The sequence below is a fragment of the Butyrivibrio sp. genome, assembly GCF_024699075.1.
In genome coordinates, this window is sequence record NZ_JAILQF010000169.1 from 1 (window position 1) to 13,718 (window position 13,718).

The 13,718-nt window shown below is 39.1% G+C and carries 13 protein-coding genes; 12 read left to right on the plus strand and 1 reads right to left on the minus strand.

The features are described 5' to 3' along the window. Positions 1–379: 379 nt before the first annotated feature. From K6G87_RS06585 to K6G87_RS06640, 12 genes are all read left to right on the plus strand, one after another. Positions 380–1,270 carry a hypothetical protein gene (locus K6G87_RS06585; protein ID WP_296835162.1) on the plus strand — a complete coding sequence of 297 codons (891 nt, stop codon included), beginning with the start codon at positions 380–382 and terminating at the stop codon, positions 1,268–1,270. A gap of 28 nt (positions 1,271–1,298) precedes the next feature. Next, positions 1,299–2,258, plus strand: coding sequence for an MBL fold metallo-hydrolase (locus K6G87_RS06590; protein WP_296835164.1), 960 nt, complete (start codon positions 1,299–1,301; stop codon positions 2,256–2,258). Positions 2,259–2,301: 43 nt separating this feature from the next. Further along, on the plus strand, positions 2,302–3,054 hold the full coding sequence (lepB, locus tag K6G87_RS06595) for a signal peptidase I (protein WP_296835166.1): 753 nt from the start codon (positions 2,302–2,304) through the stop codon (positions 3,052–3,054). A 135-nt stretch (positions 3,055–3,189) separates the two neighbouring features. After that, a complete protein-coding gene (ylqF, locus tag K6G87_RS06600) occupies positions 3,190–4,074 on the plus strand; it encodes a ribosome biogenesis GTPase YlqF (protein WP_296835168.1) in 885 nt (294 codons plus the stop codon). A gap of 63 nt (positions 4,075–4,137) precedes the next feature. Continuing rightward, positions 4,138–4,698, plus strand: a complete 561-nt coding sequence (lepB, locus tag K6G87_RS06605; RefSeq protein WP_296835169.1) for a signal peptidase I — start codon at positions 4,138–4,140, stop codon at positions 4,696–4,698. Between the two features lie 40 nt (positions 4,699–4,738). Then, entirely contained in the window at positions 4,739–5,503 is a 765-nt protein-coding gene (locus K6G87_RS06610) for a ribonuclease HII (protein ID WP_296835171.1), read from the plus strand. A gap of 97 nt (positions 5,504–5,600) precedes the next feature. Continuing rightward, positions 5,601–7,430 (plus strand): flagellar hook-length control protein FliK, encoded by a 1,830-nt coding sequence (fliK, locus tag K6G87_RS06615; protein WP_296835172.1) that lies wholly within the window; start codon positions 5,601–5,603, stop codon positions 7,428–7,430. Positions 7,431–7,489: 59 nt separating this feature from the next. Then, positions 7,490–7,801, plus strand: a complete 312-nt coding sequence (locus K6G87_RS06620) for an EscU/YscU/HrcU family type III secretion system export apparatus switch protein (protein WP_296835174.1) — start codon at positions 7,490–7,492, stop codon at positions 7,799–7,801. A 16-nt stretch (positions 7,802–7,817) separates the two neighbouring features. Further along, positions 7,818–8,204: a YraN family protein gene (locus K6G87_RS06625; RefSeq protein WP_296835176.1), complete on the plus strand. Its 387-nt coding sequence runs from the start codon at positions 7,818–7,820 to the stop codon at positions 8,202–8,204. Positions 8,205–8,247: 43 nt separating this feature from the next. Further along, on the plus strand, positions 8,248–8,853 hold the full coding sequence (gene yfbR / locus K6G87_RS06630; RefSeq protein WP_296835177.1) for a 5'-deoxynucleotidase: 606 nt from the start codon (positions 8,248–8,250) through the stop codon (positions 8,851–8,853). 323 nt (positions 8,854–9,176) lie between these two features. After that, positions 9,177–10,202: a threonine aldolase family protein gene (locus K6G87_RS06635; protein WP_296835179.1), complete on the plus strand. Its 1,026-nt coding sequence runs from the start codon at positions 9,177–9,179 to the stop codon at positions 10,200–10,202. A 19-nt stretch (positions 10,203–10,221) separates the two neighbouring features. After that, complete coding sequence (locus tag K6G87_RS06640) at positions 10,222–11,391, plus strand: glycosyltransferase (protein WP_296835181.1); 1,170 nt, start codon at positions 10,222–10,224, stop codon at positions 11,389–11,391. A gap of 161 nt (positions 11,392–11,552) precedes the next feature. Here the strand turns inward: K6G87_RS06640 and K6G87_RS06645 are convergent, their stop codons facing one another. Next, positions 11,553–13,571: a methyl-accepting chemotaxis protein gene (locus tag K6G87_RS06645; protein ID WP_296835182.1), complete on the minus strand. Its 2,019-nt coding sequence runs from the start codon at positions 13,569–13,571 to the stop codon at positions 11,553–11,555. Between the last annotated feature and the right edge of the window lie 147 nt (positions 13,572–13,718).

Below are 13,718 nucleotides of genomic sequence, written 5' to 3' on the forward strand. Positions count from 1 at the left end.
CTATAAGTATATGCGTGAAAATATATACTTATAGCGCTTTTTTATTATTATCAGTATTTTTTAGGTCTTGCCTGAAAATCTTTTATCTTAAGAATAAGGTCAGTTCCAAAAAAGATATTATGACGTAAGGGTCAAAAGTCAATTCGATTCGAGCTTGCTCGAAATCGAATATGAATTTATGACCCGCCAAACATGAGCAAAGTAGCACGTAGTGCGGATTTGTGAATGTTTGAGGATTGTGGGAGTTTCGTAGAAACGGAACAATCCGACCGTCATAAGGTGTCAAAAGGTACTTTTGACACCTACATCATAGTATAAGATCTACAGATTCTTTATGTGCATTAAAAAATTACAATAATATATTTACGGGAGGCTTTATATGAAGAAAAAACTAATCTCACTACTTTTGGTTACAGCTGTCTTGGTATCAGCTTGTGGCGCGGAAGAAGAAACGTCGGAAGATGATGTAGAAATCGAAGAATCCGAAGTACCAAAGTCTGATGAAGCATCAGACGATGATGGCGAAGGTATCTTTTCTATGATCACTGAAGGAAATGAAACAGAAACAACAGCTGTCGCAGATGAAGAATCAGCAACGGAAACTGCAGATGCTGAAACAGCTACAGCCTCTACAGATTATGCTGAAGGTACAACAGAAACAGCTACTGCATCAACTTATGATCCTGTCTATGTGGATGCTGATGTTACAATTGAACAGAGTGATGTTAATAGTAACTTGTGGGTGATCACTAATACTTCTACAACTACTTATCATATGTGTGTTAATAATGACAACGTTCAGGGTGGAGATCATGTTAGTGATTATTGTTTTTTGCCTGGAGAAGTTATTTATTATTTTGCATCTGCAGATGATGGTGAAGTGACAGAGGACTCATTTTTGTTTACTGAAGACGATATATGTGAAGCTGGCGAAAATTACGATGCTCAGTTTTCTGTTGTAACTATTTCATATGATGAAATGAAATTTGAGGATGATGGATATGGTAATGCATTATACCATCTGGAAGATGTATGGGATATTCATAAATCCAAAATAAGTTACCAGGAAGAAAAGTATATAGAAGATGCATATGTTGTATATTTCAGACTCTTAGATGCAGATGGAAATGTAATTTGTGAGCCTGAAGATTATGATGATATTATTAATGTGGCAGGGGTAGATTGTTTATGTTTATATGATGTTATTGCAGGAGATCCTTCCATTCTTTCAAGTTGGGATCATGCAGAATTCTATGTAAGACAATTCTAATAATATGTAGAGTATCAAGGAGGGTAGCATGAGAATTATAAATCTGATTGAAAATACAGAGGGTCATGAAGGTTGTGCATATGCACATGGCCTGTCATTTTATGTGGAAACTTCAAAGCATAAACTCCTATTAGATCTTGGTCCGTCAGAGAAGACTTTACAAAATGCAGAAAAACTTGGTATCGACCTTTCAGAGATAGATACTGTGATATTAAGCCATGGGCATTATGATCATTCGGGCGGTATCATGCCGTTTACAAAGATCAATACCAAAGCATCCATTTATATGCAGGATACTGCTGATGCGGATTATTATGCAGATGATGGTGCAAAAGCAGAGGGAGAGCGTTATAGATATATTGGAATAGACAAGGATATCGTGAGCCTTCCGCAGGTGGTGAAGATTAAAGGTGATCACTGTATAGATGATGAGCTGGAACTATTCACTGTAAAGAAGAGGTCACATGATCTGCCCTTTACCAATAAACGACTTTTGATAAAAGAAAAAGATGAGTTTGTGCGTGATGATTTTGTACACGAGCAGTATCTTGTCATCAAAGATGGAAAGAGAAAAATCCTTTTATCCGGATGTGCGCATAATGGTATACTAAGTATTCTCGATGCTTTTAAAGAAAAGTATGGTGCGGCACCAGATGTTGTAATTAGTGGTTTTCATCTGATGAAGAAAAAGGAATACAGTGATGAGGAACTTAGGGAGATCATAGATATCGGTAAAGAACTTAAGAATTATCCCACTATGTTTTACACGTGTCACTGCACCGGCGAGCCTGCTTATAAGGTCATGAAGCTTTCCATGGGTGATCAGCTTCAGTATGTTCACTCCGGAGAAGAAGTTGATCTAAGCATCTCAGTATCAAAGAATACAAGGAAAGTGAGGTCTTCATTTATGAAATGGCACAAGTTTTTTGCATGGGCAACGGTTTTTTGTTTTGTGATGACTATGGTAACAGGTTATAAGAAAAAATAATAGAAAATATATAGAAAAGTAGGAAATAATAGAAAGCACATCTTTGTCAGTAGGCACAGATGTGCTTTTTTCCTACTATTGGCATATTTGTGGTAAAATAAAAAGAGTGCTTGATTATGTTGCACTTGGACTTGTGGCGATGGCCTTAGTCTTTAATTTCGTAGTAAGGCGGGATCAGGGTATGGCATTCAGACGAAGAAGAAAGAAAAATGAATTCCATCTTGTTTATGATAACAAGAAGAAAAAGATTACACCTCAGATGATAAGAGAGGTTTTATCATGGGTGTTTTATACAGTAATTGCAGTGATCATAGCAGCAATGCTTGTTTACGGATTTGGCAAGAATGTTGATGTTGTCGGAGATTCAATGGAGCCAAGTCTTTACTCCGGCCAGAAAGTCCTGGTCAATAAGATAATTGTATATCTTACAGGACCTGAAAGGGGAGACATCATAGCTTTTTTGCCAAATGGAAATACTAATTCGCATTATTATGTCAAAAGAATAGTGGCTATGCCAGGTGAGACGGTTCAGATCACAGATGGCGCTTTATATATCAATGGCGTGTTGCAGGAAGAAGATTCTGAAACCTATGACAAGATGGAAGAGGCCGGAATTGCGGCAAGTCCTATAAAACTTGGTGACGATGAGTATTTCGTGCTGGGAGATAACAGGAACAGTTCAGAGGACAGCAGAAGTGCCAACATTGGAGTTGTTAAAGAGGGATGGATACTTGGAACTGCCTGGTATGTATATGGCGGAGAACAGGGAGCATCAGGAATTATCAGTAATGACTGATATTAAGAAATAAATTACAATAAAATATTTTCTGTAAAGCGCAGGACTATTGGGCGTATTTTTGTTTTTGCCTACAAAAGGTTATTTATTTTGAATTAATTATCTATATTTTTTATTTGATTAAAAAGGAGTTTTATGAATTATCAGTGGTATCCCGGTCATATGACCAAAGCTGTAAGAATGATGAAAGAGAATATAGGTCTTGTAGACATGATCGTAGAGATCACAGATGCAAGAATACCTGTATCAAGCCGTAACCCGGACATTGACGAGCTGGGCAAGGGCAAGCAGAGGCTTATTATCCTTAATAAGGCAGACTTATCAGATCCTGATAAGAATAATAAGTGGGTAGAATATTACAGATCAAAGGGTTATATGGCAGCTCTTCTTGATTCCCGTACTTCCAAGGATATGGGCAAGATCAAGAAGCTTATGGAAGAGACCTGTGCAGATAAGATAGCAAGGGACAAGGCAAGAGGTATCGTCAATCGTCCCATAAGAGCCATGGTTGCAGGTATCCCTAATGTAGGCAAGTCAACTTTTATCAATCATCTTACAGGTAAGGCTGCTGCTAAGACAGGCAATAAGCCTGGCGTTACCAAAGGTAAGCAGTGGATAATGCTTGGTAAGACGCTTCAGCTCTTGGATACACCAGGTATTTTGTGGCCTAAGTTTGAGGATCAGACTGTAGGTGCGCATCTTGCCATGATAGGGTCCATGAATGATGACAATATAGACAGCGGAGAACTGGCTATTGACCTTATCAAAGAGCTCGAAAGTGACTATGCAGATGTTATTTATAAGACGTATAATATAACCAGTGAGGATGTTCAAAATGCGGTTGAAGAAGAGCACCTCATGACTGATTATTCAGGAATGCTCTGCGCTGTAGCTAAGGCAAGAAATCTGCTTCTTCAAGGAGCAAGGCCTGATTACATGCGTGCAGCTAATCTTATTCTGGATGATTTCCGCGCGGGGAGACTCGGACGAATAACTCTTGAGAATACTCCTTCAGACTAAAGGTCATACTCAAGTAAATCGAAGGGAGGAAGGTCTTTAATCAAAGACTTGGTGACATAAAATATGGGTGATAATAACAGAACTTTTCGTAAGGTAATAAAGGAGATCACTTCTACACTTATCTATATTGCTTCGGTCATACTTATTACGTTTCTCTTTATTACATTTGTAGCTCAGAGAACAGAAGTAAGTGGCCATTCTATGATGAATACTCTTCAGGACAAGGATTCTCTCATAGTATCCAAGATATCCTATGAGATAGGAGATCCTGAAAGATTCGATATCGTAGTATTTCCACATGTGGATTCACTTGGAAACAGTACTTATTTTATCAAAAGAATAATAGGTATGCCTGGAGAGACAGTAAGGATTGATCTTGAGGGTAATATCTATATCAATGAAGAAATTCTTGTTGAAAGCTATGGACGTGAAGTTATCAAGAACCCGGGAGTGGCTTATGAAGGCGTGACGCTTGCCGATGATGAATACTTCGTTATGGGCGATAACCGCAATGATTCCATGGATTCAAGATATGAGGATGTCGGCAATATCAAAAGAGACCAGCTTGTTGGTAAGGCTTGGCTTAGAATCTATCCTTTTGAGAGCTTTGGCATTGTAGAGTGATAATCATTTATAGAACTAAAATAGGACTGGACCGTAACTGATGGAATCTATATCACAGATCAAAGATTACTATAAGACACTTAATAATGATGAATATAAGCTATTTATAGAAAAATACGCTGACGACGAAAGAGATGGGATCAGAAAGCTCGTAGAAGCTGCTGACAAGAAGATTAAAGCTCTTGAAAAAGAAAGAGCCCGTATAGAGACAATGAAAGAGTTCGAGCGCAGATATGAGGAAATGGGTTATGTCTGCGGAATAGACGAAGTTGGAAGAGGACCTTTAGCAGGCCCTGTGTGCGCTGGAGCAGTAATACTTCCCAAAGACACAGAGATACTGTATCTAAACGATTCTAAAAAGTTATCCGAAAAAAAGAGAGAAGAGCTCTATGATGTGATCATGGAAAAGGCTGTAGGAGCTGCAGTTGCCTTTGCTTCGCCTAAAAGAATTGACGAGATCAATATTCTTCAGGCTGATTACGAAGCAATGGCAGAAGCAGTTGTTAAGCTTCCTGTTCGCCCCGATATCCTTCTTCTTGATGCGGTACATGTGCCACAGCTCGAAGAATATAAGCAGGTATCTATAATAAAAGGTGATGCTAAGTCTGTATCTATTGCAGCAGCAAGTATTATTGCCAAGGTTACAAGAGACAGACTCATGAAGGAGCTTGACAGTAAGTATCCTGAATACGGCTTTGCATCCAACAAAGGCTATGGAAGTGCAGCTCATATAGAAGCCCTTAAGAAATACGGCCCGTGTGAGATTCACAGAAGATCTTTTATAGGGAACTTCGTTTCGGAATGATAAGTGGAATATTCGCATGCGCCCGAATTTGTGCAAGTAAGTTATTACACATATACAATTATCAGCTGTTCATCATACATGCAGCATGGAGATTAATATGCCGGGTAGCCTTACAGTTGGACCTGGCGGTCAGATTCAGGGATCGCTCCAGGTTAATAGAACTTCAGATGTCGCAGTCGTATCTAAAGGGCAGGAGTCACTGCGCTCTTTATCGGCAGGCGATTCTCTAAATGGTAAGGTTGTGTCCGTAATGAAGGGCGCTGATGGTACAAGGACAGCTCAGATAGATCTTGGCAATAATACAGTAGTTGATGCCAAGCTCCAGAATGGAATGCAGCTTGCTGCTGGTCAGACAATCTCTTTTTCTGTAAAAAGTTCCGCGTCGGGAACTCTTACATTAACTCCTTTATATCAAAATACAGCTGCTCTTGATGCTACAGCTTCAAAAGCCCTTCTGGCAGCAGGACTTTCTGTAACGGATGAACTGGGACAGATGGTCTCTGAAATGATGAAAGAGGGCATGAGCATAGACAAGCAGAGCCTTCTTAATATGAGCAGGGTCCTATCTGATAATCCTACTGCAGATATCAGTACCCTTGTTCAGATGAAAAATCTGAATATACCGATAACTGAGGGCAATATTACGCAGTTTCAGAACTATCAGAATTATCAGCATCAGGTTTTATACGGAGTTAATTCTATAGTTGACGAGCTTCCGGAAGCTTTTAACCAGATGGCTGCAGCTGATAAAGGTGAAGCCCTTAATATGTACGGAGAACTAATGAAGCTCTTTACAGGCGAAGGAGATGGAAGCCTTACGCAGGGAACAAATTCCCAGACTTTGGAAGGACAGGGCACTTTTGCAGGCATGGGCGATGCAGCTGCGCAAGATGCTTCTGCTACCAAAGGGCAAGATAATGCAGTTTTAAATAAGGCAGATGGACAAGGGACCATAAATGAGCAGCCACAGTCTAATCAACAGGTATCTGCTCTTGATATTCAGATGGCTGATAATGGTAAAGCGGTTGATCCTGATGTGCAAAACAGTCTTATAGCTGGTTCCAATTCTCAAGCAGCAGAAAGCGCCGGTAATGCTCTTAGCATAGGCTCTAAAATGGAACTGGCCCAGTTTGCCACAGCTCTTAAGAATGCAGGAGTGCCTGAGGAAGCTTTGAATCAGCTGATAAAAGCAGGCTCAGAAGATCAGGCAGCTCTTCTTAAGCAGCTTTCAAGTCTGTATGATAAAACGATCCATACATCAGGAAGTGTTGATAATGCATGGGGGAAGCTCTTTTCCTCAGATGCCTTTACAGATGTACTTAAGAACAATATAGCATCCCAGTGGATGATAAAACCTGATGATGTCAGTGACAAAGAGAATGTTAGAAATCTTTATGAGAGGCTTAATTCTCAGGTTAAGCAGCTGACTCAGCTCTTACAGTCGCATGTTGGCGAGAACAGCAGCGCTTTTCAGAATTCTCAGAATCTGTCTCAGAATATTGATTTTATGAATCAGCTCAATCAGATGTTTGCCTACGTGCAGCTTCCGCTTAAGATGTCAGGAAATGATGCCCATGGCGATCTGTATGTATATTCTAACAAAAAGCACATGGCTTCTGATGATGGAAGCGTTAGTGCTCTTTTGCATCTTGATATGAATAATTTGGGTCCTCTTGATATCTATGTCAGGATGACGGATAAAAAGGTTAATACCAATTTCTATCTGGCGGATGAGTCCTGTATAGACCTTATCATGGACCACATAGACGAGCTGACTTTAAGACTTAACAAAAGAGGTTATCAGATGAATTATCAGGTTCTTCCTTCGGATGAAATATCATCTGAGAATCAGGCGGTAGATGAACTACTTCAAAAGGGAGACAAGATGACGATGCTTTCTTCATCTTCGTTTGACGCAAGGGCCTAGAGCACTACATTTTTTACATTATATGTTTTGACTTGTTTTTTACAAAAATGAGGTCTATTATGGCAGAGCTTAATGACAAACAAAAAAATAAGACAGCCGTAGCTCTTGGCTATGATCCCAATGAAGATAATGCGCCTAAAGTCATTGCTTCTGGTAAGGGAGTAGTCGCAGAGAAGATCATAGAGCAGGCAAGGGAAAATAATATCCCGCTTCATACGGATTCCAAGCTCGCGGACACCTTGTCTCACCTTGATATAGGTGAAGCAATCCCACCGGAGCTGTACGAGGTTGTAGCGGAGATACTTGTATTTGTTGATGCAATGGATAAGATAAAGGCTAAGGACAAGACTCATAATCCGCTCCTTAACTGATAAGGGGAGAGTATAATTGAACAAGCATGAATTGGGAATGCAGGGAGAAGACATTGCCTGCAGCTATATTGAGTCTCACGGGGGACGGATCATAGATAGAAATTACCGCTTCAAAGGCGGAGAGATAGATGTTATCTTTAGAGATGGTGATTATATAGTTTTTGGAGAGATCAAGTACAGATCAAACAGCGCTTTTGGAACTGCGGAGGAAGCTGTAGGATACAGAAAACAGCGGACTATATCAAGGGGCTGTGATTTTTATTTTTTGGAAAAAAAGCTGGATCAGTTTACACCTGTAAGGTTTGATGTCATTGCACTTAACATTGATGAAAAAGAGAAGAAGATCAAGGTTCACTATATAAAGCATGCCTTTGACTATATTCCTATCAAAAAACGAAGATAAAACAATTTTATAATTATTTGCTATTAAAGGAGATAAAACATAGATGAACAACAATACATTTACTTTTTTTGCCACAGTATCAAGAATGAAATATATAGAGAGATGGGCACTTATGAGAAACTCAAGACCTGAGAATCTTTCTGAACATTCATGTGAAGTTGCCATGATCTCTCATGTGCTTTGTACTATTGGTAATGTAAGATATGGCCATAATCTTGATGCTAATCTCGCGGCTCTTATAGGCCTGTATCATGATACAACTGAGATTATAACAGGTGATCTTCCAACACCTGTTAAATATTACAATTCAAGCATTCAGCATGCATATAAGGAAGTTGAGAAGATTGCAGAAGACCAGCTTCTAAAAAGGCTTCCTGAGGATCTTCGTCCTGCTTATGAAAAGATATATAAGAATTCCGGAGCTGACGAAGAAGAGTATATGCGCGGTCTTATAAAGGCAGCAGATAAGATATCAGCACTTATTAAGTGTATAGAAGAAGAAAGAAGCGGTAATACAGAGTTCAGGACAGCCAAGGAGACTACTCAGAAATCTATTAACGAGCTTCAGGCTAAGTATCCGGAAGTCCTTGATTTTGTCAACGAATTCCTTCCTCCTTACGGAAGAACACTTGATGAACTTAGTGATTAAAAAGGAATCTTATGAGTAGTAAGAAGAATCACTGATAAATAAAAAGAATCACTGATAAATAAAAAGAATCACTTATAAATAAAAAGAATCACTAATAAATAAAATAATCATTGATAAGTAAAAAGAATCACTTATTCGTAAGATGAATCTCTTACTAATAAGATGTTCAATAATAGTCTTCACAAGGAAGATTGCATATAATATAATTGCCTTGAATGTTTTTGGGACCTGGAAACCGGCAGTTAAATTAATTCTATTTCCAGGCATATATCATTAGAATGAAATATATAGGATAAGTTATAAGTTATCGGAAAGGGAATTTTATGCTCAAATTTGTAAACGACTACTGTGAAGGCGCTCATCAGGAGATTCTTAATAACCTTCAGAAAACCAATCTTGAGAAGATTACAGGCTATGGCCTTGATGTATATTCAGGAAGTGCTAAGAACAAGATCCGTAAGGCATGTGGCAAGCCGGATGCTGAGGTATATTTTCTTGTTGGCGGAACACAGACCAATGAAACTGTTATCTCTTCTGTATTAAAGCCATATCAGGGAGTACTTGCTGCAGAGACCGGACATATCAATACACATGAAGCTGGTGCTATAGAGCACGGCGGTCATAAGGTCCTTGCTCTTAAACAGAAGGACGGTAAGATAAGTGCCAGAAGCATCTGGGAATATGACGAGAAGTTCCAGGCGGATCTTAATAATGAGCATGAAGTTGCTCCAGGGATGGTATATATATCACAGCCTACAGAATATGGAACACTTTATTCACTTTCTGAACTCAAAGAGATAAGACGCGCCTGTGATGATATAGGACTTAAACTTTATATCGATGGTGCAAGACTTGGTTATGCGCTTGCCTGCGATGAGAATGATGCAACATTGTCTGATATTGCAGATATAGCAGATGTATTTACTATAGGTGGTACAAAGTGCGGCGCTATGATGGGTGAAGCGGTTGTATTCACAACTCCGGGACTTGTACCTCACTTTTATACTATAATCAAGATACATGGAGCTATGCTTGCTAAGGGATGGCTTCTTGGTCTTCAGTTTGATACATTGTTTACAGATGACCTTTATACAAAGATCTGCAGAAATGCTATCGATGGAGCTGTTAAGATACGTGAAGCTCTTTTTACAAACGGATATGATATTTATATCGATTCACCAACCAACCAGATATTCCCTGTTGTAACACCGGAAAAGGCTGCTGAGCTTTCAGAGCATGTTGAGTACGGATTCATGGAGACACTTGATGACGGAAGACAGGTCATCAGATTCTGTACAAGTTGGGCTACTACAATGGAAGACGTAGATAAACTTATAGAGATTCTTTGATCTAAGCAAGGGGGAGCTTATGGGGAGATTTCTTTTAGTAAGATCTAAGGGAGTATGCTATGAATCTTTTTATACATTCACGGACTGCCTATATCATGCACTCAGACGATATGGGGCAGACGTGGATGTTTATGATGAGAGTAAGAGTGCGAACATAAGACTCTTTCTAGGAAAAAGCTATGATGCCATCATAGACTTTGACTCTGAAATGCCTGATAAGAAGCTTGACGACGGAACATCTGTCGTTAATGCTCTTGATGGCCCATTTATTAATTATCTTCTTGATCACCCTCTGTATTTTCATGGTCAGTTATCACAAAATGTATCTCAGCATGTCATCTGCATAGATAGAAGACATGTCTCATATCTGGAAAAATATTATCCGGAGCTTAAGAGTATTACCTTTGCTCCGCTTCCAATGATGCCTGTAAATGAGGATGATATCAAAAGAATAGAAGATAGAAGAATAGGTATACTTTTTACAGGTACTTATACTTCTTCTGAATTCGTTCAAAGAAAGCTATCAAAGATCAATCCTGATGCAAGAAGAGATGTCTTTGAGATCCTTAGTTATATGCAGGCTGACACTAATCTGTCCATAGAAGATGCCATGCAGAAATTCCTGGATACAAGGGATAAGAAGATTCCTGATAAGATGTTCAGACAATTCCTGCAATATTATTATCTTGCTGATACAGCAGCTGCGGCATGGGCCAGAGATATGGTCATAAGAACTCTTTTGAATACTGGTATGAAAATAACTGTATGCGGACATGGATGGAATGATCTAAAGCGATATGATAATACCCCTTTTGATAATCTTGAGATTCTTCCGGAAGTTAATTATCATAAGTCGCTTGATATGGCCTATGATGCGAAGATTCTGCTAAATGTTATGCCGTGGTTTAAAGACGGAGTTCATGACAGAGTATTTACGGCAGCAGGACATGGGGCAGTATGTTTAAGTGACAGGACACCAGCACTTGATGAGATCATGGGGGATTCTTATGTTGGTTATGATCTTGAAAGACTTGAAGATCTTCCTGATAAGGTCAAAAGGGTACTGGGAGATAGTACGTTTTCTCAGCAGCTTTCTGATACGGCACATAGAAATGTATATGAAAACTATAGCTGGGATCAATTTGCAGCTAGTCTTTGTAATAGTTATCTTGGATCAATAACAGTTTGAAATTAATGTGATATGTCCCCTTCCCAAAAACTGCAGGGAAGGGGACATATCTGTTTATTGAAAGTGAGAAAAGGGAATTATCTTTTTGAATCAAATATTTAAATCCTGAATCTTTGATCTAAAATCCTGATTCTAAAATTTTGAATCCTAAATATCTATTATTAAATCTTGAATACGCTAAGTGCCTTGCTTATAGATGCTGCTGATTCTGATACGGTTACAGCGCTTCTGTCAACGCCTTCACTTTCATCAGAAACACTACGAGCACTTTCTGCAAGAGTTTCAGTTGTAGCTGTAACTTCTTCTGAACTTGCTGACTGTTCCTGAGATATAGCAGCAACTGATGTAGCGATTCCGTCTACATTATTCATCATACCAAGCATTTCATTCATGGTCTGACCTGTATGGTTAAGCTCCTCTACAATATTTGCAAATGAAGAACCGGCTGTAGATACAGCTTCACTGCTTTCTTCAATAGCATTCATGTTATCACGTGACTTTTCGGAAAGAGAAGTTATCTGAGCAGTAATATCTGCGATGATCTTCTCGATTTCTTTTGTAGCATCTCCACTTTCCTGTGCAAGCTTTGCAATTTCTGAAGCAACTACAGCAAAGCCTTTTCCTGCTTCTCCGGCACGTGCAGCTTCTATAGAAGCATTAAGAGAAAGAAGATTGGTCTGATCTGAAATATTGGTTATCATCTCAACGATTCTTGTGATCTGTTGAGCTGATTCATCTACACTTGTAACAACATCATTCATATCAGCCATTGAATCTTTGATATTGTCCATGTTGGATTCAACGGTCTTCATGTCATTCTGACCTGAATCAGCAGTAGCAACAAGTGAAGTCATAACTTTGTTTGCGTTCTTGCCCTTTTCTGTAAGATCACCAACTGCCTGAGCAAGTTCTGTAGCATTGGAAGCAAGTTCTGATACAGCCTGTGACATGCCGTCCATTGTCTCTCTGATCTGGCCCATGGAGATTGACTGCTCTTTAGCTTCGGAATTAAGTTTACTGGATGCTTCACGGCTAAGATCTGCCTCTTCACCAAGTTCTCTTGAGGTATTCTGAATACTGCTGATAGTATCTCTCATGGTGGCTACATATTCGGACATCTCATCCTGAATAAGACCGATCTCATCACCTTTTCCTTTAGGAAGATTAACTGTAAAGTTACCATGTGATATCTCAACGATCTGATTGGACAGGTCTTTTACAGGCTTTGATATTATCCTGTTGATAGCAATTATTACAGCTACAGCGATCAAAAGGATAGTAGCGATCATTAAGATGTAGCAGATAGTTCTGAAGTGATTGAAATCAGCCATTACATCTGCTTCTGCAACTGATGAAAAGAGAGTCCAGTTTGTTCCTTCAACAGATTCGCAGTATACATAATTATTAACACCATATCTGTCGAGTGTAACAACTTCTGAACTTCCTTCTTCTGCATATGAATTAAGCTGAGGAAGATAAGAATCGCCTGTTTCTGAAATTGTCATGCCGTTATAATCTGTGTTGTAGTAATATACGATATAGTCTCCTGTAAGAAGAGCAGAGCGGCCTGTTTCAAGAGGAGTAAGTGCTGATACCTCTGTAACAAGAGCATCGAGATATACGTCGATTGCTATAACGCCCTGTTTGCCGGAGTAAGATTCTATTTCCATACTAAAGGTTACGCACAATCCGCCAACACCTGTATCAACATAAGGCTCGCCGTCATAAGGACTTGTTTTGCCAAGACCATCCAGGTACCAGCCTCTTTCTGTTGGGAGCCAGTCAGAATCATGGGTTATAGTAGCATCTCCAAAGACATAGGTGTTGTCTTCAAAACCAACATATACACCATATGCTGCATTATCCCATACACCTACTGAGGTTGCGAGATAATCCTGCATTTCATCAAGAGATTCAAAGTCTATACTCTCAATTCCTTTTGCATAGGAATCAAGCGCAGCTGTGATCGAGGTTATATCTTTGGATATCTTCCAGGAATTAGTTGCTGTCTCGCTCTTTAAGTCAAGCTTGGCGAGCTTTGTGATAGTAGCCTGCGCCTGACTGCTCAAAAACAGGATTATGAACATGATAGCAATAGCAGTAATCGGGAGAAGTACTACCATAAGTGACTTACTTACGCTCTTTTTGAGCTTTGGATTTGAAGCAGCTTTTTTTGCCATACAAATTGACCTCCAATTTATATTTTGAGATAAGTAACCGTTTTATATATCGGCGAAAGATTTTATTTAATTAGTTTAATTAATTTTTTGTTAAATAAAAAAAGCGAATGGCCATTTAGACCATTCGCATATTAAAAATGTATTAAA

Bases quoted from the DNA above. Each gene is read 5' to 3' on its own strand.
- K6G87_RS06585 (WP_296835162.1), top strand. From the start codon at position 380: ATGAAGAAAAAACTAATCTCACTACTTTTGGTTACAGCTGTCTTGGTA.
- K6G87_RS06590 (WP_296835164.1), top strand. From the start codon at position 1,299: ATGAGAATTATAAATCTGATTGAAAATACAGAGGGTCATGAAGGTTGT.
- ylqF (WP_296835168.1), top strand. From the start codon at position 3,190: ATGAATTATCAGTGGTATCCCGGTCATATGACCAAAGCTGTAAGAATG.
- lepB (WP_296835169.1), top strand. From the start codon at position 4,138: ATGGGTGATAATAACAGAACTTTTCGTAAGGTAATAAAGGAGATCACT.
- K6G87_RS06610 (WP_296835171.1), top strand. From the start codon at position 4,739: ATGGAATCTATATCACAGATCAAAGATTACTATAAGACACTTAATAAT.
- fliK (WP_296835172.1), top strand. From the start codon at position 5,601: ATGCCGGGTAGCCTTACAGTTGGACCTGGCGGTCAGATTCAGGGATCG.
- K6G87_RS06620 (WP_296835174.1), top strand. From the start codon at position 7,490: ATGGCAGAGCTTAATGACAAACAAAAAAATAAGACAGCCGTAGCTCTT.
- yfbR (WP_296835177.1), top strand. From the start codon at position 8,248: ATGAACAACAATACATTTACTTTTTTTGCCACAGTATCAAGAATGAAA.
- K6G87_RS06635 (WP_296835179.1), top strand. From the start codon at position 9,177: ATGCTCAAATTTGTAAACGACTACTGTGAAGGCGCTCATCAGGAGATT.
- K6G87_RS06640 (WP_296835181.1), top strand. From the start codon at position 10,222: ATGGGGAGATTTCTTTTAGTAAGATCTAAGGGAGTATGCTATGAATCT.
- K6G87_RS06645 (WP_296835182.1), bottom strand. From the start codon at position 13,571: ATGGCAAAAAAAGCTGCTTCAAATCCAAAGCTCAAAAAGAGCGTAAGT.